The following is a 19,493-nucleotide window of genomic DNA, read 5'->3' as shown; positions in this document are numbered from 1 at the left end:
CCTCCGCCATAGGGCCGCAACGTGCGGCGGGCTCAGCGCTTTCTCGACTACGCGGCCAGAGCGCGCGCCAGCACGGTGACGGCCTGGGTGATCGCGGCCTCGGCGGCGTGCGTCTCGCGAAGCGCGTTCACCATCACGAAGTCGTGGATGATCCCCTGGTACCGGACGGCGGTGACGGGCACGCCGGCCTGACGCAGCTTCGCCGCGTACGCCTCACCTTCGTCGCGAAGGACGTCAGCTTCGCCGGTGATCACCAGGGCCGGCGGCAGCCCGGCGAGCTCGTCGAGCGACGCGCGCAGCGGCGACGCCGTGATTTCCGCGCGCTGGGCGGGATCCGTCGTGTACTGGTCCCAGAACCACTTCATGCCTTCGCGCCCGAGGAAGTAGCCCTCGGCGAACTTCAGGTACGACTCGGTGTCGAAGTTCGCGTCGGTGACCGGGTAGAAGAGCACCTGCTGCTTGAAGGTGACGTCGCCGCGCTGCTTGGCCAGGATGGTCAGCGCCGCGGTCATGTTCCCGCCGACCGAGTCCCCGGCGATCGCGATGCGAGAGGTGTCGAGCCCCTTCTCCGCGCCGTGCTGGGCAACCCACTTCGCCACCGCGTAGTTCTCCTCGACGGCGACCGGGTAGCGCGCCTCGGGCGACCGGCTGTACTCGGGGAACACGACAGCCGCGCCCACCCCGGCCGCCAGTTCGCGCACCAGCCGCTCGTGGGTGTGGAAGTCGCCGAACACCCAGCCGGCGCCGTGGATGTAGACGATCACCGGCAGCGGACCGGAAACGCCGGCCGGGCGGACGATCCGCGTCTCGACGTCGCCGTTCGGGCCGCCCGGGACGGTCAGCACCTCGATCTCGGCGGCAGGCATGGCGATCTCGCCGTCCTGGACGCCGTCGACGGCCTTGCGTCCCTCCTCCGGCGCCAGCTGGAACAGGTACGGCGGCTGGTCGGTGGCCTCCGCGAACGCCTGTGCGGCCGGTTCGAGGGCCAGGTTGTGCGGGTTGGCGGTCATGTCGTCCTCCTCGGGGTGGAAGCTGATGCCATGAAGGTAGTTCGCAACTCAGTTGTGCACAACTAAATAGACAGCAATGAGATGCAGCGCACTTAAGTTGCCGCCCAGCCGGATCGCGCGCACCATGGACAGCCAAGGGAAGAGGAGGACGCCATGGCATCGCTGCGGCTGGACGACCAGCTCTGCTTCGGGCTGTACTCGGCGTCGCGCGCGGTGACGTCGCTGTACCGCGTCGTCCTGGAGGACCTCGATCTGACCTATCCCCAGTACCTGGTCATGCTGGCGCTCTGGGAGCAGGACCACCGGCTGGTGAAGGAGCTCGGCGCCGAGCTGAACCTCGATTCGGGCACGCTTTCGCCGTTGCTCAAGCGACTGCAGACCGCGGGCCTGGTGGTCCGGAACCGGCAGGCCGACGACGAGCGCTCGGTCCGCGTCAGCCTGAGCGAAAGCGGGAAGGCGCTGCACGAGAAGGCGCGGGGCATCCCCGACGTGATCGGCGCGGCGATGAGCTTGGACGAAGCCGGGCTCGCCCGGATGCGCGCCGAACTGGACCGGTTGACGGAGTCCGTCAACGCCTATCGGGAGGCGTGGTCGCCGGCGTGATCGTTCCCGTGGCAGCATGAGCCGCGAAGGGGTGGTCATGATCAACCACGACGACGCGCTCAAGGCCGTCGCAAGCAGCCTCGACCGGCCGTCCGCCGCGCGGATCTACGACTACTTCATCGGCGGGAACACCCACTACGCGATCGATCGCGACTTCGCCGAGAAGGTCCGCGCCCGGCTGCCGCTCATGGGCGAGTACTGCCTGACGAGCCGGCAGTTCCTGGGCCGCGCGATCCGGCAGTGCGTCCGCGAAGGCATCCGGCAGTTCGTCGACGTCGGTTCCGGCCTGCCGACGGCGGGCAACGTGCACGAGGTCGCCGACGGGGCCCGGCCCGAGCTGGACACGCGGGTGCTCTACATCGACAACGAGCCGATCGCACTGGCCCACTCGACGCTGCTGCTCGCCGACACCGCCGACCCGGAGCGCCACCACGCGATCGCCGCGGACTTCCTGCAGGAGGACGACCTCTGGGAACGGGTGAAGGCGTCGGACATCATCGACGTGCGCGAGCCGGTCGCCCTGGTGATCAACGCGGTCATGCACTTCGTCAAGGACGACCAGGACCCGGACCGGCTGCTCGCCTTCTACCGCGAGCGGCTGGCCCCCGGGTCGTTGCTGGTGCTGTCGCAGATGACCAACGAGAACCCGGTGAACGAAGACGAGCGGCAGGCGCTGCTCGACCTGCTCGAGTACTACGAGACCACGACGAACCCGGGTTGCCTGCGGACGATGGCCGAGTTCGAACGCTTCTTCGGCGGCTGGCCGATGCTCGAGCCGGGACTCGTCTACGCCCCGGCGTGGCACCCCGACGAGTACACCGTGTTCGCCGGTTCGCCGTCCGAGTCGCGGGTGATCGGCGGCGTCGCGCGCAAGCCCTAAGACGCTTCGCTCAGGCTGTCCAGCACGTCCAGAACCGCCCCTTTGCCCAGGTCGACGGCCTTGCGCAGGACCTCGGGGTCGCGTTCCAGCACCGCCACCTCCGGCGCACCGGCCGGTGGGCGGACGGTCAGGATGCGGGGGTCGGTGGTCAACGTTCCTTCGTCCTCGACGTCCCGCCGGTAGGTGTCCTGCCAGGCCGGGATCGCGCCGGGTGCCTGGCGCCGCAGGAACCGCGGCACGACGACGTCGTGCACGCGCGGCGGCGGCAGCGGCAGCTCGTCGGCGCGGCGGGTGCGCAGCACCAGGACGTCGGTCGCGCCCTGGGCGAGCGCGGTGCGGTACGGGATCGGCTCGGCCACGCCGGCGTCGACGAACCGGCGGCCGGCCATCGGGATCGGCGGCCCGGCCAGCACCGGCATGCACGACGACGCGGCGAGCGCGACCTTGATCGCGTCGACGTCGTCGAGGAAGGGGTGCAGGTCGGTCGACTCCCCGGTGTCGGCGTCGGTGGCCAGCGGGTGGAAGGTGACCGGGTTGGCCAGGATCGCCGGGAAGTCCATCGGCTCCAGCACCGAGTAGACCTGGTGGACGAGGTATTCGAGGTCGATCACCGCGCGGCCGCGCAAGGTGTGCAGCGGGTTGATGATCCGGCGCATCACCGCCGGGTTCCACCACGTCCGGACGCCGGTCGAGGACCGGCCGCAGAGCAGCCAGGCGCCGTTCAGCGCACCGGCCGACGAGCCGTAGACGGCGTCGAACGCTCGCGTCACGCCGAGTTCGTCCAGCGCCAGGACCATGCCGCTGGAGTAGGTGCCGCGGCTGCTGCCGCCCTCGATGGCGAGCGCGAGGCGCCGGCCGTCGGTGCGTTCGCCCGGGACACTGCCCGCCGCCATCCGTTCGGAGATCAGTTCGAGTACCGGGTGCACTCCTCCCATCCTGGTCTTTTCCGGGGATTAGTCGACCCGATTTGCCCACCCGGGCGGGTGAAGTGATGCGCGCCTCGTTGCACTGCAACTAGTTGCATAGCAACCTTCACGCATGGCACTGGAGCACGCGATCCTCGTCTCGCTGTCCGAGCGCGCCGGTTCGGGCTACGAGCTGACGCGCCGCTTCGAGAAGTCGATCGGGCTCTTCTGGAGCGCCACCCACCAGCAGATCTACCGCGTGCTGAAGCGCATGGAAGAGGCCGGCTGGGTGGCCGTCGACGTCGTCGCGCAGTCGGGGCGGCCGGACAAGAAGGTCTACACGGTCAGCGACAGCGGACGCGCCGAACTCGTCCGCTGGCTGGCCGAGCCGGATCCGTCCGCGGGGCCGGTCGAGCTGGCCGTGAAGATCCGCGGCGCCACCTTCGGCGACCCGGGGAAGGTGGCCGAGGAGATCGTCCGGCACCGCGCGACGCACGCCGAGCGCCTCGACGTCTACCGCCAGATCGAGAAGCGCGACTTCCCCGCGCCGGCGAACCTCCACGGCCGGCACCTGCACCAGTACCTGGTCCTGCGCGGCGGCATCCGCGTCGAAGAGGGCCAGGTCGAGTGGTTCGACGAAGTCCTCACCGCCCTCCACCACCCCAAGGACGCCCGATGAGCCCGTACCCGCACCTGCTCAGCCCGCTCGACCTGGGCTTCACGACGTTGCGCAACCGCGTCCTGATGGGATCGATGCACACCGGCCTCGAAGACAAGGCTTCGCACTTCCCCGAACTGGCCGAGTACTACGCCGAACGCGCCCGCGGCGGCGTCGGGCTCATCGTCACCGGCGGGTTCGCGCCGAACCGCACCGGCTGGCTGCTGCCGCTCGCCTCCAAGCTGACGACGTCCGCCGAGGCGCGACAGCACCGGCAGCTCACCGCGCCCGTGCACGAAGCCGGCGGCAAGATCGCGCTGCAGGTCCTGCACGCCGGCCGGTACGCCTACCACCCGCTGAGCGTGTCGGCGTCGAGCATCAAGGCGCCGATCAACCCCTTCCGGCCGCGCGGGCTCACCGGTTACGGCGTGCACCGGCAGATCCGCGCCTTCGCCGACTGCGCCGCTCTCGCGCGCGAAGCGGGCTACGACGGCGTCGAGATCATGGGTTCCGAGGGCTACCTGATCAACCAGTTCCTGGCCGAGCGCACCAACAAGCGCACCGACGCCTGGGGCGGCACGCCGGAGAAGCGGCGCCGGTTCGCCGTCGAGATCGTCAAGCGCACCAGGGAAAAGGTGGGTGACGACTTCATCATCATCTACCGGCTGTCGATGCTCGACCTCGTCCCGGGTGGCCAGCGGTGGGAAGACGTCGTCGCACTCGCCAAGGAGGTCGAGGCCGCCGGCGCCACGATCATCAACACCGGCATCGGCTGGCACGAGGCCCGCGTGCCGACGATCGTGACGTCGGTGCCGCGCGCCGCCTTCACCTGGGTGACCGGGAAGCTCAAGCCGCACGTGGGCATCCCGGTCGTGACGTCGAACCGGATCAACATGCCGCAGGTCGCCGAGGAAGCGCTGAGCAGCGGCGACGCCGACCTCGTGTCGATGGCCCGGCCGTTCCTCGCCGATCCCGACTGGATCCGGAAGGCCGAGACCGGCCGCGAGGACGAGATCAACACCTGCATCGCCTGCAACCAGGCCTGTCTCGACCACGCCTTCAAGCGCAAGCTCGTGTCCTGCATGGTGAATCCGCGTGCCGGCCACGAGACGACGTTGACGCTCGCGCCGACGCGGCGGTCGAAGCACGTCGCCGTCGTCGGAGCCGGCCCGGCCGGCCTGGCGGCGGCGACCGCGCTCGCCGAACGCGGGCACAGCGTCGAACTGTTCGAAGCCGACGACGAGATCGGCGGCCAGTTCGGCATCGCGCGGAAGATCCCCGGCAAGGAGGAGTTCGCCGAGACCATCCGCTACTACCGGCGGCGGCTCGAAGTGACCGGGGTGAAGCTGCACCTCGGAAAGCGCGTGGCCGCGGCCGAGCTCACCGGCTTCGACGAGGTCGTGCTGGCCACCGGGGTCGCGCCGCGCGTCCCGTCGCTGCCCGGGATCGACCACCCGAAGGTGCTGTCCTACGTCGACGTCGTCAAGCACGGCAGGCCGGTCGGTGAGCGGGTCGCGGTGATCGGGGCCGGCGGCATCGGTGTCGACGTCAGCGAGTTCCTCACGCACACGAGCTCGCCCGCGCTCGATCTCGACGCGTGGCTGGCCGAGTGGGGTGTCACCGACCCGGAACAGGCCGCCGGCGGGCTCGGCACCCCGCGGCCCGAACCGTCGCCGCGGCAGGTTTTCCTGTTGCAGCGCAAAAAGTCCGGCATCGGCGCCGGGCTCGGCAAGACGTCCGGCTGGGTGCACCGGGCCGCACTCAAGGCCAAGCGCGTCGAGCAGCTCCCGGGCGTCACGTACGAGCGGATCGACGACGACGGCCTGCACATCACCGTCGACGGCCGGCCTCGGCTGCTCGACGTCGACACGGTCGTCGTCTGCGCCGGTCAGGAGCCGGTGCGGGACCTCGCCGACGAGCTGCGCGAGGCCGGGCTGCCGGTGCACCTGATCGGCGGGGCCGACGTCGCCGCGGAACTCGATGCGAAGCGCGCCATCGACCAGGGAACGCGGCTCGCCGCCTCGCTGTAGCGCAGCTCACCCGGAAAGGGTGACACGGTGGTGTCGCGGACGGCTGCGACGGTCCGGGCATGACGATCGTGGATGCGGACTGCCTCGCCGAAACCCTGGCGTTCAACGAGAAATTCGCGGCGGCGGCCGCGAACCGCCCGGCTCGGGGGCCAGCACCGAGCGCGGAAACCCTGGCGCGGCTGCGGCGCAACCGCCTCGGCGGCGACACGCCACCGGTGCGGCTGCCGCAGGGCCGGGACCGCGTCGTCGACGGCGTGCCGGTCCGGGTTTTCGTGCCGGACCGGGTCGACGGCGTGTACCTGCACCTCCACGGCGGCAGCTGGGCGTTCGGCTCCGCGGCCGGCCAGGACGAGCGGCTCTGGCGGCTCGCCACGCAGACCCGGCTGGCCGTGGTGAGCGTGGACTACCGCCTCGCACCGGAGCACCCCTTCCCCGCCGGGCCCGACGACTGCGCGGCGGCGGCCCATTGGCTGGTGCGCAACGCCGGTGCCGAGTTCGGCTCCGAACGGCTGCTGATCGGCGGGGAGTCGGCCGGTGCGCACCTGAGTGTCCTGACCCTGCTGCGCCTTCGCGACCGGCACGGTGTCACCGGCGCGTTCCGGGCCGCTCACCTGCTCTTCGGCCCGTACGACCTGTCGATGACCCCGAGCCAGCGGAACTTCGGCGCCCGGCCGTTGCTGAGCAACACCGAGTCGCTCCGGGGCAGCTACGCGCTGTTCGTCCCCGGCATGGGAGAAGAACAGCGCCGGGCCCCGGAAGTCTCGCCCCTGTACGCGGACCTGGCGGGTCTGCCGCCCGCCCGGATCTCCGTCGGCACCGAGGATCCGCTGCTGGACGATTCGCTCTTCCTGGCCGCGCGGTGGCAGGCCGCGGGCGCGCCCGTGCAGCTGGACGTCGTCGCCGGCGCCATGCACGGCTTCACGTTGTTCCCCCTGACCGTCACCGAGCGGGAACACCGGCGGGAGCGGGACTTCCTGGCCTCCGCGTGAGCGGTAGCGTCGGCGCCATGACCCGGACCGCCCGGCTGTACGCGCTGGTGGAGGAACTGCGCGCGGCCGCGCCGCGGCCGCGGACGGTCGCGGCGCTCGCCAGGCGGTTCGAGGTCAGCGACCGCACGCTGCAGCGCGATCTGCAGGCTCTGATGCAGGCCGGCGTCCCGGTGCGGGCCATCCCCGGACGAGGCGGCGGCTGGGCGATCGATCCGGAAACGACCCTGCCCCCGATCCACCTCACCGCCGGCGAGGCCTCGGCGCTGACCGCCGTGCTCGCCGCGGCCGACGCCACCACTCCGTACGCCGGCGAGGCTCGCACGGCAGCCCAGAAGATCACGGCCGCGATGACCGGCGCCGTTTCGGCGGCGGTCCGGGAACTCGCCGCCCGGATCGTCACCCTGCCCTCGGACGGCGACCCGGCGACCCGCACCGCGGTGGAACAGGCCATCAGCGGGAACCTCGTGCTGCGGCTGAGCTACACCGACGCGGCCGGGCACGCGAGCGAGCGCGTCGTCGAACCGGCCGGGCTGCTCACCGCCGGCGGCCGCTGGTACCTGATCGCCTGGTGCCGCACCCGGCGGGCCGGCCGGGGCTTCCGGCTGGACCGGATCCTGGCGGCCGCGCCGACCGGGGAACCGGCCCGGCCCCGCGACCTGACCGAACTGCTCCGCGGCTCGGCCGCCGCCGGCGCGGTTCCCCCGGCCGCCTTCGCACCTTGAGAAGGCTCGCCGCCGCGCTGTAGCCCGATAAGCGTCCGGCACTGGCAGGATGGGCCCCGTGCGAGACGTATGCGTGATCGGGCTCGGGCTGATCGGCGGGTCACTGCTGCGCGCGGCCGCCGCCCACGGCCGCACGGCGTGGGGTGCCGCGGTTTCCGAAGTGGACGCCGACGCGGCGAGCAGAGCGGGCTACGACGTCACGACCGACGTCGAAGCGGCCCTGCACCGGGCCGCGGCCGAGGACGCGATGGTCGTGCTCGCCGTGCCGCTCCCGGCCGTCGAAGACCTGCTGCGGCTGGTCAACCAGCACGCGTCGCACTGCCTGCTCACCGACGTGACCAGCGTGAAAGCGCCGGTACTGGACGCGGTCCGCCGTCGCGTGCCGTACACGCGGTACGTCGGCGGGCACCCGATGGCCGGGACGTCGAACTCCGGCTGGCTGGCCGGGGACGCCGCGCTGTTCCAGGGCGCCGCGTGGGTGGTCGCGGTCGAGGAGGACACCGACCTCGAAGCCTGGGCCGAAGTGGCGAAGCTCGTGCTGGACGTCGGGGCGCACGTCGTCCCGCTGCCCGCGGAGTCGCACGACGAAGCCGTCGCCCGGATTTCGCACCTGCCGCACCTGCTGGCGGCGATCCTGGCCACGATCGGCGCCGAGGGCGGCCCGCTGGCGATGTCGCTCGCCGCCGGGTCCTACCGCGACGGCACGCGCGTCGCCGGCTCGAACCCGCAGCTCGTCCGCGCGATGACCGAAGGCAACCGGGACGCGCTGCTGCCGATCGTCGACGAAGCGCTCGGCCGGCTCGGCGCCGCCCGCGGTTCGCTCGCGTCGACCGGCGGGCTCGCGGCCACCATCAACGCGGGATACGAAGGCGCGCAAGCGCTGGCGGCCGGCCTGGACGCCGAACGGGCCGGAGTCCGGATCAGCCTCGCCGCGCCGGACGCGCGGCAAGGCCTGATCGCGCTCGGTGAACGCGGCGGCCGGATCACCGGCCTCGCGGACGGGATCGCGACCGGCGAAGTCCAGTAGCTACCGCGCCGGCGGGTTGTCCGGCGTGTCGTCGAACTTGTTGAGGAAGTCCTTCGCCTTCTCGACACCGGTGTCGATCTGGCCGTCGTGGCCGGCGAACTTCGACTTCGCGAAGTCGGCGGCCTTGTCGAGGCCTTCCTCGATCTTGTCGTTGTGCTCGCGCAGGGCCTCTTCGGCCTTGCCCTTCAACGCTTCGAAGTCGATTCCCATGGGTGCATTGAACCGCACGGACCTCAGGTGCGCCTGTGGTAGGGCAGGAACCGTCGGACCAGCCCCAGTGGCGCGCGTTCGGCCAGGTCAGGGCCGCGGACGGCGTCGAACGCGGACTCCAGCTGGTCGACCACGCCGGCCAGCTGCGGGGCGTCCGGCAGCGGCATCGACCGTGGTTCCCGCTGTTCCCGGACCGCCGACGCGAGTTCCCCCAGTGCGGCCGTCAGCAGCTCGACGTCGGCCGGCTCCGGCGGCGGCACCCCGCGCCCGATCGTCACGCCCACCTCGGTGACGGCGTCCGCGACGCGCTCCTGCGCGGCGATCACCGGCCACCACGCCACCGCCTGGCGGCCGTGCGCGGACGGCTCGACGACCGCCTGCTGGAACGCCGTCCGCAGGTCGGCCAGGGCCCGGTAGGCCCCGCGCCGCGCCCGGGACCGCGCCAGCCGCGCCTCCCCCGACGACGCTTCGACCAGTGCGTGGGAGACGTACTTCGCGACCGCGTCCAGGCCGTCGGCCAGGCGCCCGCCCACCCGCGGGCGACGGCTGCCGGGCCACAGCAGGTAACCGAAGACGAGCACGATCACGCAGCCCAGCACGGTGTCGACCAGCCGCGCCAGCACCACGCTCCAGTTCCCGGTGTGGGCCAGGCCCATCTGCAGGATGATCAACGGCGTCACGAAGGCGCTCTGGATGCCGTAGTTGCGCACCTTCCCGACCGCGATGCCGCCGGCGAAGACCGCGCTGAGCACCACCAGGATCCAGCCGTTCGCGCCGAGACCGAGCACCGCGGCACCGATCCCGACACCGATGACCGTGCCGATGCCGCGCAGCACCGCGCGGCCGAAGACGGACCCGAAGTCGGGCTTGAGCACGATGCCGACGGTCAGCGTGATCCAGTACGACCGTTCCAGCGGCACGAGCAGGCCGACGACCTCGGCGATCGCGACGCACAGCGTCAGCCGCAGGGCGGCGATCCAGGTCAGCGGGCCGGACGCGAGCGAGCCCGCCCACTCCCGCAGGCGGCGGTGCCACGGCGTCGGCTGCCGGCGCTTGCGGTCGTCGCCCTTGCCGATCCGGACGAGCCCCGCGTAGAGCGCGGCGAGCACCGGGTCGGGGTCGCCGGGCGGCACCGGCACCGGCGGCGGGGGCGGCAGCGGCTGGCCGGCCAGCACCGCGGCCGAAAGCGCGACGAAGTGGTCGATGACCTCCGCGGCCGGGCGGCGACCCGCGTTGACCATCGCCACCGACGCCTCGACGGCGGGGGTCGTCGCCGAAAGCAGGTTGAGCAGGTGCCGATAGGCGGCGTCGCGGCCGGACAGCCAGGAGCGCGCGGTGAGCAGCTGGTCGTAGGCGGTGTTCATCGCCGTGGTCAGCCGGTGGCGGGCGACCCGCGAGACGGCTTCGTCGGTCGCCGACAGCATCGCGGCCAGCTCGACGTAGACGTGCGCGACGGCGGTGCGTTCGGGGCTCGTCGCGCGGACGGTCCAGGTGACGAGCGCGACCAGCAAGCTCCAGGCGGCGCCGAGGCAGAAGCAGCCGAAGAGGATCTCGAAGCGGACGCCGGTCGCGTGCTGGCCGGTGGCGAGCACGCAGAACACGAGCATCTGCAGCCCGGCGACCGAGGCGTTGCTGCCGGCCGCGCTGATCACCGCGGACACCGCGGCGACCAGGACCACCGTGGGCACCGACAGCGCCGGGGTACCGCCGGTGAGCAGCCCGGCGAGGTAGCCCGCGGTCGCGGCGATGGTCGCGCCGCCGAGCCGCCGGGCGCGGTAGCGGTAGGGCCCGGCCGATTCGGACAGCACGGCGGGCAGGGCCCCGGTCGAGATGAGTGCGCCGACGGCGATGTCCCCCGCCGCGTACGCGATCGCGAGCGGCACAGCCAGCGCGACCACGGCCCGGGCGACCATGTTCCAGGGCACCGGCACCGGGGTGCTGCGCAGGAGCTGGACCAGCCAGTGCGGCGCGGCGAGGTCGGGGCGCGGCGTGCTCACCCCCTCATCTTGACCTACGCTCCCGGAGACGATTAATTATCAGTCTGCCAACAACATGGGAGGTTCCGGTGGGTCGCAAGTACTCGTACGAGGTCAACCGCACGAGCACCGCGCCGCCGGAGGCGCTGTTCGCGCTCGAAGCCGACGGCCCGCGCTGGGCGGAGTGGGGAAAGCCACTGATCGTCCAGGCCCGCTGGGCGCGGCGCGGCACCACCGAACCCGACGGCGTCGGCGCCGTCCGCGAGGTCGGGATGTGGCCGGTGCTGATCCGCGAGGAGACCCTCGAGTACGAGCCCGGCCGCAAGCACGTCTACGCCTTCGCCGGCGGCAAGCCGATCAAGGACTACCGCGCCGAAGTGCTGTTCACGCCGGCCGACGGCGGCGGCACGCACCTGCGGTGGACCGGTTCGTTCACCGAGCCGCTCAAGGGCACCGGGCCGGCGCTGGCCGCCACGCTCCGGATCGTGATCCGGCTGTTCTCGGCCAAGCTGGTCAAGGCGGCCGAAACCGGGCGCTGACCTGGGTGGCTCCGGCCACACAAGATCGCCCGGCGCAACGTTCCCCCGCCCTCCCGCGTCACTCTTTCGGGTAGTACACGAAAGGGGGAAGCGTGAGGAAGCGCTTGACAGCCGTGGTCGCCGCGGCGGCACTGGCATTGACCGCGTGCTCGGGCCACGAGGCCGATCAGCGGGAGTTCGGCACGAGCCAGCCGAACCCGGCACCCCAGGGCGTGAACCCCGACGTGAAGACGTCCGGGCCGTACCCGTTCGGCACGGTCCAGCAGAAGGCGCCGGCCATCGAGAACGGCCAGGTCCCGCTGATCCGCCGGATCACCACCGACAAGCCGTACGTCTTCCTCACCATGGACGACGGCGCGGTGCAGGACCCCGACGCGCTGAAGCTGATGCAGGAGAACGGGACCCACCCGGTGCTGTTCCTGAACCAGAAGTACGTGAAGGGCCACGAGGCCTACTTCAAGCAGATCCTCGACGCCACCGGCGCCACGCTCGGCGACCACACGGTCGACCACCCGAACCTCAAGGGCAAGCCGTACGAGTTCCAGCGCAAGGAGATCTGCGACGACGCCGACGACTTCCAGCGCGGGCTCGGCATCCGCCCGTCGCTGTTCCGGCCGCCGTTCGGCAACTACGACCAGAACACCCTGCGCGCGGCGGCCGCCTGCGGGATGCGCGCCTCGGTGCTGTGGACGGCCGCGGTCAACGACGGGGTCGTCCAGTTCCAGTCCGGCGACAAGCTCAAGCCCGGCGACATCGTGCTGATGCACTTCCGGAAGACCTTCAAAGAGGACTACACGGCGTTCGTGGAGCGGGCCAAGAAGGACGGGCTCACGCCCGTCCCCCTGGCCGACTTCCTCGGTTAGAGCACCACGGTCGGCGTCACGACCGTCCGGCGGCACGAGACGTCCCCGAGGTGCACGAGGATCTGCGTCGTCCCGCGCGGCACGTTGTCGAGCACGAACCGGCCGCCTTCGTCGGCGGTCGTCGACGACGTGCCGTGCTCGGCCACGCGCACCTCGACGCCGTACTGGCCGGCCGGGACCAGCCAGCCGTCGATGCGGTGCAGCTTGCCCATCTTGGTCAGGTTGATCATCACCGTCAGGTCGCTGACCGTGAACGTGATCGTGCCGGTGCCGCCGCCGCGGACCCCGGCGAGGTTGTCCAGCCGCTCCCAGCGGGCGACCTCGACGTCGAGGTCCTCGAGGGCGAGCGCGAATTGGACCCGCTGCACCAGGTCACCCGGTGGCGGGTCCAGCTCGTCGAGAAAACGGCCGATGTCGGCCAGCAGTACGTCGTCACCGAAGGAGGCTTGGCCCCCCGGTGCCCCGAGGTCGTTCATCGGCTTCCCCCTTCACTGACGAGGAGATCTCGCATCTGGTCGAGGCAGCGACCCCTGGTCGGGCCGACACTGCCGCGCGGCATGCGCAGCGCCTCGGCGACGAGCTGGTACTCCGCGCGACCCGCGAGCACGGTCAGCCGGAGCAGTTCCTGACAGCGGTGGGGCAGCCGGACGAAGGCGCGCCAGACCCGGCGGTCGCGGTCGGCGCGAATGGCTTCGTCTTCGGGTGCCGGTTGGGTACTCGGCAAGGCCTCGGCGACCTCGTCGCTCAGCGGCACCGGCTGCATGCGACGGCCGAACGGGTGGGTGGCCTCGCGGCGGGTGGTGGTGATCAGCCACGCGGCGAGGGCCTTGGGATCGCGGAGCTTGCCGAGCTGGCTGAACAGCGCCAGCCAGACGGTCTGGACGACGTCTTCGGCGACCGCGCGGTCGAGCCCGTTGGCCCGGGCGACGTGCCAGACGAGCGGGGTCAGCTCTTCGACGAGGCGGGCCATCGCCCGGCGGTCACCGTCTCTGGCGGCCTGCATGCACGCAGCGTGCAGCTCGGCGCCGGTCAGGCCCTCCCAAGGCGGATCTACCTCTGTGGTTTGCACGTCGGTCACCGTATCTGCCCCTCTTCGGAAGAGTCTTCCAGTCGGCAATGGCAGTATCGCGGGTCCTTCGGGGGGAAGGAGCGTGCAGGTGGATCTCGGATACATCAAGGTCACTTACTTCGTCGGTCGTGCACTACCGGTCAATGACGATTGCGGGAGGTACCGGCCGGCGCGGTGACCGCGACCGACCGGTACTCCCCTCCCTCAAGGACCCGCTCCCCAACGGGCCCCCGCCGGATGTCCCCTCCCCCGAAGGGCACCCGGCCGACGGTGTCCGGCAGCCCCCTCGGCTCCCGGCCACCGCGTTCACTGCGAACGCGACACCCCCTGTCGTGTTCCTCCGTACTTGGCTGCTCCACAGGACGCAGTGGGGGCACCCCCAGATACCGGAACCGGCGAATTTTTTTGAGAATCGACGCAGAGCGGCTAACTGATCACGGCGCGTGCCAGCGTTCCCGCCCAGCGGGCGTAGCCGGCGGGCCCCGGGTGGAAGCGGTCGCTCGCGAAGGCGGCCGGGTCGAGCAGGGCGGGATCCATCGGGAGGTGCCGGACGCCGGGGAGGCGGCCGAGGGTCGCGGCCGCCCGGTCGAGGGCGGCCGAGCGCGCCGAAAGGACGTCACGCAGCGGGCGCGGCAGGGCCGGGAAGCGGGCCATCGGCGGCACCCCGGCCAGCAGGACGTCGACCGGGCCGAGCCGCCGGCGCAGGTCGAGCACCAGGCGCAGGAGGTCACGGCGGTAGCCCGCGGCGGTCCGGAGCTCGATGGTGTCGTTGACGCCGAGGGCGATCACCACCAGGTCGGCCGGGCGGACCACGGGAACGAGCTCGGCGCGGACCACCCGGGCGTTGGCGCCGGTCCGGCCGACCGCCTGCCAGCGCACCGCCCGGCCGTCGCGGGCCAGCTCGCGGGCGAGGCAGCCGGTGAGCGCTTCCTCGTGGTCCGCCGCGCCGACCCCGTCCACTGTGGATTCGCCGAGGACGGCCAGGCGGAAGGGTTCGCCGTTGCCCGGGACGAGACCTTCGGTGGGGCCGGCCGCGCCGGGGAGCCGCGGGGTCTTGCGCTTGACGTAGACCGCTTGAGCGAGGAGCACCATGCCGGAATTAGAACAGCGGCGCGCAGCGCCTCCGTTGAGGGCGGCGGCGGGGAGGAAGGCGGCGGCTATCCGTGCGCGATCGAAACCTTCCGTCTGATCAGCGTGGGGTCCGCCACGGCGTCGAGCAGGTACGCGGCGACGTCGGCGCGCCGGATGGTGAACGTGCGGACGTTGCCGTCGAGCCGGCTCGCGACCTTGCCCGTGCGCGGCCCGTTCAGCAGCATCGGCGGGCGGACGATCGTCCAGTCCAGGTCGGCGGCCTCGACGGCGGCCTCCATCGCGAGCATGTCCGCCCAGCCGTGCTTGAGGAAGGTGTTGAGCAGCGGCTTCACGAGCGAGCGCGTGAAGAAGCCGTCCCCCTCGGTGTGCATGCCGCTGGCGCTGACGACCAGCAGCCGCTTCGCCCCGGCCTCGATCGCGGCGCGGGCGCCGTCCACGCAGACCGTGGTCGGCCCGCGGTCGCGGGAGCCGACCGCGGAAATGACCGCGTCGCGGCCTTCGACGGCGGCCGTCAGCTTCTCCCGTTCGTGCAGGCCCGCGACGACGACCTCGGCCGGCAGCTTCAGCCGGGCGGCGTCGCGGACCACGGCCGTGACGTCCCAGCCGCGGTCCAGTGCCTGCTTGACGACCTCCCCGCCGACGCCGCCGGTCGCCCCCAGAACGGTGATCTTCATGTGTCTCCTCCTCGGTTAGTGAACACTCACCAGGTAGGGTGAGTGTTCACTAACCAGGCTGAGAACGCACTCAGGGAGCCGCCATGGGAAGCCGCGAAGAGATCGTCGCCGCGGCCGCGAAGGTGATGCGCGAGCAGGGCTACGCCCACGCGACGACGAAGATCATCGCGCGGACCGCGGGCTACTCGGAGGCGATGCTCTACAAGCACTTCCGCGACAAGACCGACCTGTTCCGCAGCGTGCTGGCCGAAGAGCTGCCCGCACTGGGCGCCACCCTGGCCGAGCTGACCGCGGACCCCGGGCAGGCCTCGCTGCGGGACAACCTCGTCCGCGTGGCCCGGCTCGGCCTGGCGTTCTACGTCGACAGCTTCCCGATCGCCGTCTCCATGTTCTCGTCACGGGAACTGCTGCGTTCACATCGGGAGCGGTTGCGCGGGCACGGTCCCCGCCTGCCCGTGCAGGGGGTCGCGGACTACCTGCGGGCCGAGCGGGCACTGGGCCGGATCAAGGCGGACACCGACGTCGAGGCGGCCGCGGCCCTGCTGCTGGGCGCGTGCTTCCAGCAGGCCTTCCTGGCCACCTTCGAGGAGACCGAGCCGGCCGACCAGGCCGAGCGGCTCGCGGACGTCCTGCTCGCCGGGCTCTAGGCGTTCTTCTCTTCGCGGAGCTTGTGCCAGCGCTCGTACATGCCGTTGAGCTCCTCGAGCATGAACGACAGGAAGTCCCGCATCTCGGCGAGCCGCTTGCCCGAGGGGGTGTCCTCACCCAGGGCGCCGACGCCGTTCTCGGCCGCGTCGCGCCACATGATGATCATGCGGTCGCGCTTCATGAACGTGGCGTACCAGAGGTCGTCGTAGAGGCGGTAGTGGTCACGGCGCTCGCCGGGCTCGCGTTCCTTGGCGACCAGGCCGATCTGCTCGAGGTAGCGCACCGCGCCGGAGACGGCGGCCGGGCTCACCTGCAGCTGCGAGGCGAGGTCGGCGGCGGTCAGCCGGCCTTCGTCGGTGGTCATCAGCGCGGCGAACACCCGCGCGGGCATGCGTTGCATGCCGATCTGCGAAAGCACGAGCCCGAGGCTCTCGACGTACCGGCGGACGGCGTCTTCATCTCGCTTCGTGTCAGGCGTCGTCATCGGCCCATCCTCCCGTACCCCTCCCCCATGATCACTCGATCTAGACATTTTCTTAACTTCACAACTTCGTGAAGCGAGTGTAGCTTCCGAAGCATGGAAAACGCCATTTCGGTCACCGGCCTGCACAAGTCGTTCGGCCGGACCAAGGCCCTCGACGGCCTCGACCTGCAGGTACCCGCTGGGGAGGTGCACGGCTTCCTGGGCCCGAACGGCGCCGGGAAGTCGACCACCGTCCGGGTCCTGCTCGGCCTGCTCCACGCGGACTCGGGGGACGTCCGGCTGCTCGGCGGCGACCCCTGGAAGGACGCCGCGAGCCTGCACCGCCGCCTGGCCTACGTGCCCGGCGACGTCAACCTGTGGCCCAATCTCTCCGGCGGCGAGGTGATCGACCTGCTCGGCCGCCTGCGCGGCGGCCTGGACGAAAAGCGCCGAGCCGAGCTCGTCGAGCGCTTCGACCTCGACCCGAAGAAGAAGGGGCGGACGTACTCGAAGGGCAACCGGCAGAAGGTCGCCATCGTCGCGGCGCTCGCCTCCCGCGTCGACCTGCTCATCCTCGACGAACCGACGTCCGGCCTCGACCCGCTCATGGAGGCGACGTTCCAGTACGCCATCCAGGAGGAACGCGAGCAGGGCCGGACCGTGCTGCTCTCCAGCCACATCCTCGCCGAGGTCGAGGCGCTGTGCGACAAGGTCAGCATCATCCGCAACGGCCGCACGGTCGAGTCCGGCACGCTCGCCGAGCTGCGGCACCTGACCCGGACGTCGATCACCGCCGAGCTCGCCGGGCCGCCGAACGGCCTGGCGAACCTGGCGAACATCCACGACCTCAAGGTCGAGGGCAACCGCGTCCGCTTCGACGTCGAGACGCGCTCCCTCGACGAAGCCCTCCGGCAGCTGACCGAGGTCGGCGTCCGCAGCCTGGTCAGCCAGCCGCCGACGCTGGAAGAGCTGTTCCTGCGCCACTACACGACCGAAGCGAGCGCGAAATGACCGCGACGCTCGAACGCCCGGCCGTCGTGGCACCCGCCCACGAACTGGCCGGCACCTGGCACCTCACGCGGCTCGCGCTGCGCCGCGACCGCGTCATCCTGCCGATCTGGATCGTGCTGCTCAGCGTCGTCCCGGCGAGCACGGTCAACACGTTCACGCAGTTCTACCCGACCGTCGCCGACCGGCTCGCCCTGCAGGCGGGCGCGAACGCCAACCCGTCCTACGCGCTGCTCTACGGCCCGCCGTTCGACCTCACCACGGCCGGCGGGTTCATCGCCTGGCGCATGTGCGGCTTCCTGGCGCTGCTCACCGGGCTGATGGTCGTCTTCACGGTCACCCGGCACACCCGCGCCGAGGAGGACACCGGGCGCGCGGAACTGCTCGGGTCCGCGGTGGTCGGCCGGTACGCGGCGCTGACGGCGTCGTTGCTGGTGGCCGGCGGCGCAAGCGTGCTGACCGGGCTGATCCAGGCGGTCACCATGATCGGCGCCGGCCTGCCCGCGGCCGGTTCGCTGGCCTTCGGCGCTTCCGAAGCTTTGGTGGGACTGGTGTTCACCGCGGTCGCGGCGGTCGCCGTCCAGCTGGCCGAGTACTCCCGGACCGCCAACGGCATCGGCACCGCCGTGGTCGGCGCCGCGTTCCTGCTGCGCGGCGCCGGTGACTCCACTGTGGACGCTCGCTGGCTGTCCTGGCTGTCGCCGATCGGCTGGGTCCAGCAGGTCCGGGCGTTCGCCGGGGAACGCTGGTGGGTGCTCCTGCTGCCGGTGGTGCTCGCGCTCGTCGTCGGCGGGATCGGGTACTGGCTGCTGCCCCGCCGCGACGTCGGCGTCGGCTTCCTGCCGCCACGACCGGGGCCGGCGCGCGCCGCGGCGAGCCTGCGATCGCCGCTCGCCCTGGCCTGGCGGCTGCACCGGGGCCCGCTGCTCGGCTGGACGATCGGCACGGCCGTGGTCGGCGCGGTGTTCGGCTCGATCGCCAGCGGCATCGGCGGCCTGGTCGGCTCGAGCCCGCAGGCGCAGCAGATCATGGCGCGGCTGGGCGGCAGCCACGCGCTGACGCAGGCGTTCCTGGCCGCGATGGCCGGGATGTTCGCCATGGTGGCGTCGCTGTACGGCGTCCAGGCGGTGCTGCGGATGCGCGGCGAGGAGACCGCGATCCGGCTCGAGCCGGTGCTCGCGACCAGCGTCGGCCGGCTGCGCTGGGCGGGCAGTCACCTGGTGTTCGCCTTCTTCGGCACGGCGGCGCTGCTGCTGTCCGGCGGGGTGTTCATGGGCCTGGCCAACGGGCTGCGGACCGGCGACGTCGGCGGCTCGCTCGCGGACACCCTCGCCGGGATGCTGGTCCAGCTGCCCGCGGCCTGGGTGGTGGTCGCGCTCACGGTGGCGATCTTCGGGTTGCGGCCGGGCTTTTCGGCCGCGGCGTGGGCCGTCGGTGCGCTGGCGCTGCTGCTGAGCCTGTTCGGCCCGGTCCTCGACCTGCCGCAGGCGGTGCTGGACGTCTCGCCGTTCCAGCACCCGCCGAAGATCCCCGGCCAGGCGTTCACCGCGACGCCGCTCCTCTGGCTCCTGGCGGTCGCCGTGGTCGCCTCGGTGGCCGGTCTGGCCGGCTGGAAACGCCGGGACGTCGGCTAACGCACCCGCAGCTCGTGGTCGGGACCGGCCACGAGCTGCGCCTGCGGCCCGTCCTTCCCGCAGCCGGGCCCGTTCGGCTCGGCGAAGGACGGCGTCACCTCGAGGGTGTGCGGTTTCCCGTCGTCGAACCGGACGGTGACCTGCACCGGTTCGGCGGGCAGCCCCGGGATGGTCGCGAAGCCGTGGAGCCCGCCGGTCGGGACCATCGACGTGCCGCACGAACTGTCCGGGCCGGTACCCGTGCAGGTCGTCGCGCCCGCCGACGTCTCCGGGTGGAGGCCGACCTCGTCGGTGACGCACCGGCCGCGCCAGCAGACTTCGAGCGTCGCTTTCGAGATGCCGTTCGGCGACGGGATCGACAGGCTGATGCCGACCGGAACGCCGATCGCCGTGCAGGCGCGCTCCGGCCCGGCACAACCGGCCGTCACGGCGGCGAACACCACGAACCCCAGTGCGCAACGCATGCCGACCAGACGGTGCCGGCGGCCGCCGG

22 protein-coding genes are annotated in these 19,493 nt (G+C 71.8%); 12 read left to right on the top strand and 10 right to left on the bottom strand.

Features of this window, described 5'->3' with window-relative positions:
- Positions 1–47: 47 nt before the first annotated feature.
- Positions 48–1,010 carry an alpha/beta hydrolase gene (locus QRY02_RS39185; protein WP_285987781.1) on the bottom strand — a complete coding sequence of 321 codons (963 nt, stop codon included), beginning with the start codon at positions 1,008–1,010 and terminating at the stop codon, positions 48–50.
- Between the two features lie 153 nt (positions 1,011–1,163).
- Here QRY02_RS39185 and QRY02_RS39180 point away from each other — a divergent pair, with 153 nt between their 5' ends.
- Positions 1,164–1,613 carry a MarR family winged helix-turn-helix transcriptional regulator gene (locus tag QRY02_RS39180; RefSeq protein ID WP_285987780.1) on the top strand — a complete coding sequence of 150 codons (450 nt, stop codon included), beginning with the start codon at positions 1,164–1,166 and terminating at the stop codon, positions 1,611–1,613.
- 37 nt (positions 1,614–1,650) lie between these two features.
- On the top strand, positions 1,651–2,493 hold the full coding sequence (locus QRY02_RS39175; RefSeq protein WP_285994053.1) for an SAM-dependent methyltransferase: 843 nt from the start codon (positions 1,651–1,653) through the stop codon (positions 2,491–2,493).
- On the opposite strand, the gene QRY02_RS39170 is transcribed toward QRY02_RS39175, so the two are convergent.
- Positions 2,490–3,428, bottom strand: a complete 939-nt coding sequence (locus QRY02_RS39170) for a patatin-like phospholipase family protein (protein ID WP_285987779.1) — start codon at positions 3,426–3,428, stop codon at positions 2,490–2,492. The two genes, QRY02_RS39175 and QRY02_RS39170, sit on opposite strands and share 4 nt — an antisense overlap.
- A gap of 103 nt (positions 3,429–3,531) precedes the next feature.
- On the opposite strand from QRY02_RS39170, the gene QRY02_RS39165 reads away from it, so the two are divergent.
- From QRY02_RS39165 to QRY02_RS39145, 5 genes are all read left to right on the top strand, one after another.
- Positions 3,532–4,077 carry a PadR family transcriptional regulator gene (locus tag QRY02_RS39165; RefSeq protein ID WP_285987778.1) on the top strand — a complete coding sequence of 182 codons (546 nt, stop codon included), beginning with the start codon at positions 3,532–3,534 and terminating at the stop codon, positions 4,075–4,077.
- Complete coding sequence (locus tag QRY02_RS39160; RefSeq protein WP_285987777.1) at positions 4,074–6,086, top strand: NADPH-dependent 2,4-dienoyl-CoA reductase; 2,013 nt, start codon at positions 4,074–4,076, stop codon at positions 6,084–6,086. Before QRY02_RS39165 ends, QRY02_RS39160 begins: the two co-directional genes overlap by 4 nt.
- A gap of 59 nt (positions 6,087–6,145) precedes the next feature.
- Positions 6,146–7,075 carry an alpha/beta hydrolase gene (locus QRY02_RS39155; protein WP_285987776.1) on the top strand — a complete coding sequence of 310 codons (930 nt, stop codon included), beginning with the start codon at positions 6,146–6,148 and terminating at the stop codon, positions 7,073–7,075.
- Positions 7,076–7,092: 17 nt separating this feature from the next.
- Positions 7,093–7,797, top strand: a complete 705-nt coding sequence (locus tag QRY02_RS39150) for a helix-turn-helix transcriptional regulator (protein WP_285987775.1) — start codon at positions 7,093–7,095, stop codon at positions 7,795–7,797.
- A gap of 73 nt (positions 7,798–7,870) precedes the next feature.
- Positions 7,871–8,824 (top strand): prephenate dehydrogenase, encoded by a 954-nt coding sequence (locus QRY02_RS39145; protein WP_285994052.1) that lies wholly within the window; start codon positions 7,871–7,873, stop codon positions 8,822–8,824.
- On the opposite strand, the gene QRY02_RS39140 is transcribed toward QRY02_RS39145, so the two are convergent.
- Positions 8,825–9,034: an antitoxin gene (locus tag QRY02_RS39140; protein WP_103341725.1), complete on the bottom strand. Its 210-nt coding sequence runs from the start codon at positions 9,032–9,034 to the stop codon at positions 8,825–8,827.
- Between the two features lie 23 nt (positions 9,035–9,057).
- Positions 9,058–11,031, bottom strand: a complete 1,974-nt coding sequence (locus tag QRY02_RS39135; protein WP_285987774.1) for an FUSC family protein — start codon at positions 11,029–11,031, stop codon at positions 9,058–9,060.
- Between the two features lie 68 nt (positions 11,032–11,099).
- Between QRY02_RS39135 and QRY02_RS39130 the strand changes: the two genes are divergently transcribed.
- Positions 11,100–11,549: an SRPBCC family protein gene (locus QRY02_RS39130; protein ID WP_285987773.1), complete on the top strand. Its 450-nt coding sequence runs from the start codon at positions 11,100–11,102 to the stop codon at positions 11,547–11,549.
- 113 nt (positions 11,550–11,662) lie between these two features.
- Positions 11,663–12,412 carry a polysaccharide deacetylase family protein gene (locus QRY02_RS39125; RefSeq protein ID WP_285994051.1) on the top strand — a complete coding sequence of 250 codons (750 nt, stop codon included), beginning with the start codon at positions 11,663–11,665 and terminating at the stop codon, positions 12,410–12,412.
- Here QRY02_RS39125 and QRY02_RS39120 read toward each other — a convergent pair.
- From QRY02_RS39120 to QRY02_RS39105, 4 genes are all read right to left on the bottom strand, one after another.
- Entirely contained in the window at positions 12,409–12,888 is a 480-nt protein-coding gene (locus QRY02_RS39120; RefSeq protein ID WP_086843812.1) for a hypothetical protein, read from the bottom strand. The genes QRY02_RS39125 and QRY02_RS39120 overlap by 4 nt on opposite strands.
- Positions 12,885–13,490, bottom strand: a complete 606-nt coding sequence (locus QRY02_RS39115; RefSeq protein WP_285987772.1) for an RNA polymerase sigma factor — start codon at positions 13,488–13,490, stop codon at positions 12,885–12,887. The genes QRY02_RS39120 and QRY02_RS39115 overlap by 4 nt, the downstream gene beginning before the upstream one ends.
- Before the next feature lie 417 nt (positions 13,491–13,907).
- Positions 13,908–14,573 carry an SGNH/GDSL hydrolase family protein gene (locus QRY02_RS39110; RefSeq protein ID WP_285987771.1) on the bottom strand — a complete coding sequence of 222 codons (666 nt, stop codon included), beginning with the start codon at positions 14,571–14,573 and terminating at the stop codon, positions 13,908–13,910.
- A gap of 65 nt (positions 14,574–14,638) precedes the next feature.
- The gene (locus QRY02_RS39105) at positions 14,639–15,247 is read right to left on the bottom strand and encodes an NAD(P)-dependent oxidoreductase (RefSeq protein ID WP_285987770.1); all 609 of its coding nucleotides are present in this window, start codon (positions 15,245–15,247) and stop codon (positions 14,639–14,641) included.
- Between the two features lie 83 nt (positions 15,248–15,330).
- On the opposite strand from QRY02_RS39105, the gene QRY02_RS39100 reads away from it, so the two are divergent.
- Complete coding sequence (locus tag QRY02_RS39100) at positions 15,331–15,894, top strand: TetR/AcrR family transcriptional regulator (protein WP_285987769.1); 564 nt, start codon at positions 15,331–15,333, stop codon at positions 15,892–15,894.
- Here the strand turns inward: QRY02_RS39100 and QRY02_RS39095 are convergent.
- Positions 15,891–16,379: a GbsR/MarR family transcriptional regulator gene (locus tag QRY02_RS39095; protein ID WP_285987768.1), complete on the bottom strand. Its 489-nt coding sequence runs from the start codon at positions 16,377–16,379 to the stop codon at positions 15,891–15,893. The genes QRY02_RS39100 and QRY02_RS39095 overlap by 4 nt on opposite strands.
- 93 nt (positions 16,380–16,472) lie before the next feature.
- On the opposite strand from QRY02_RS39095, the gene QRY02_RS39090 reads away from it, so the two are divergent.
- On the top strand, positions 16,473–17,369 hold the full coding sequence (locus QRY02_RS39090; protein WP_285987767.1) for an ABC transporter ATP-binding protein: 897 nt from the start codon (positions 16,473–16,475) through the stop codon (positions 17,367–17,369).
- Positions 17,366–19,000, top strand: a complete 1,635-nt coding sequence (locus tag QRY02_RS39085; RefSeq protein WP_285987766.1) for an ABC transporter permease — start codon at positions 17,366–17,368, stop codon at positions 18,998–19,000. The genes QRY02_RS39090 and QRY02_RS39085 overlap by 4 nt, the downstream gene beginning before the upstream one ends.
- Here the strand turns inward: QRY02_RS39085 and QRY02_RS39080 are convergent.
- Entirely contained in the window at positions 18,997–19,464 is a 468-nt protein-coding gene (locus QRY02_RS39080; RefSeq protein ID WP_285987765.1) for a hypothetical protein, read from the bottom strand. The two genes, QRY02_RS39085 and QRY02_RS39080, sit on opposite strands and share 4 nt — an antisense overlap.
- Positions 19,465–19,493 lie beyond the last annotated feature (29 nt).

Source organism: Amycolatopsis sp. DG1A-15b, assembly GCF_030285645.1.
In the GTDB taxonomy this organism is placed as follows: Bacteria; Actinomycetota; Actinomycetes; order Mycobacteriales; family Pseudonocardiaceae; genus Amycolatopsis.
The sequence above is the reverse complement of the archived record's forward strand: the minus strand, read 5'-3'. Positions and strand labels throughout refer to the sequence as shown.

What these genes read in the sequence shown, in the direction of transcription:
- QRY02_RS39185 (WP_285987781.1), bottom strand. Translation starts at nt 1,010, where the DNA reads ATGACCGCCAACCCGCACAACCTGGCCCTCGAACCGGCCGCACAGGCG.
- QRY02_RS39180 (WP_285987780.1), top strand. Translation starts at nt 1,164, where the DNA reads ATGGCATCGCTGCGGCTGGACGACCAGCTCTGCTTCGGGCTGTACTCG.
- QRY02_RS39175 (WP_285994053.1), top strand. Translation starts at nt 1,651, where the DNA reads ATGATCAACCACGACGACGCGCTCAAGGCCGTCGCAAGCAGCCTCGAC.
- QRY02_RS39170 (WP_285987779.1), bottom strand. Translation starts at nt 3,428, where the DNA reads ATGGGAGGAGTGCACCCGGTACTCGAACTGATCTCCGAACGGATGGCG.
- QRY02_RS39165 (WP_285987778.1), top strand. Translation starts at nt 3,532, where the DNA reads ATGGCACTGGAGCACGCGATCCTCGTCTCGCTGTCCGAGCGCGCCGGT.
- QRY02_RS39160 (WP_285987777.1), top strand. Translation starts at nt 4,074, where the DNA reads ATGAGCCCGTACCCGCACCTGCTCAGCCCGCTCGACCTGGGCTTCACG.
- QRY02_RS39155 (WP_285987776.1), top strand. Translation starts at nt 6,146, where the DNA reads ATGACGATCGTGGATGCGGACTGCCTCGCCGAAACCCTGGCGTTCAAC.
- QRY02_RS39150 (WP_285987775.1), top strand. Translation starts at nt 7,093, where the DNA reads ATGACCCGGACCGCCCGGCTGTACGCGCTGGTGGAGGAACTGCGCGCG.
- QRY02_RS39140 (WP_103341725.1), bottom strand. Translation starts at nt 9,034, where the DNA reads ATGGGAATCGACTTCGAAGCGTTGAAGGGCAAGGCCGAAGAGGCCCTG.
- QRY02_RS39120 (WP_086843812.1), bottom strand. Translation starts at nt 12,888, where the DNA reads ATGAACGACCTCGGGGCACCGGGGGGCCAAGCCTCCTTCGGTGACGAC.
- QRY02_RS39110 (WP_285987771.1), bottom strand. Translation starts at nt 14,573, where the DNA reads ATGGTGCTCCTCGCTCAAGCGGTCTACGTCAAGCGCAAGACCCCGCGG.
- QRY02_RS39105 (WP_285987770.1), bottom strand. Translation starts at nt 15,247, where the DNA reads ATGAAGATCACCGTTCTGGGGGCGACCGGCGGCGTCGGCGGGGAGGTC.
- QRY02_RS39100 (WP_285987769.1), top strand. Translation starts at nt 15,331, where the DNA reads ATGGGAAGCCGCGAAGAGATCGTCGCCGCGGCCGCGAAGGTGATGCGC.
- QRY02_RS39095 (WP_285987768.1), bottom strand. Translation starts at nt 16,379, where the DNA reads ATGACGACGCCTGACACGAAGCGAGATGAAGACGCCGTCCGCCGGTAC.
- QRY02_RS39090 (WP_285987767.1), top strand. Translation starts at nt 16,473, where the DNA reads ATGGAAAACGCCATTTCGGTCACCGGCCTGCACAAGTCGTTCGGCCGG.
- QRY02_RS39085 (WP_285987766.1), top strand. Translation starts at nt 17,366, where the DNA reads ATGACCGCGACGCTCGAACGCCCGGCCGTCGTGGCACCCGCCCACGAA.
- QRY02_RS39080 (WP_285987765.1), bottom strand. Translation starts at nt 19,464, where the DNA reads ATGCGTTGCGCACTGGGGTTCGTGGTGTTCGCCGCCGTGACGGCCGGT.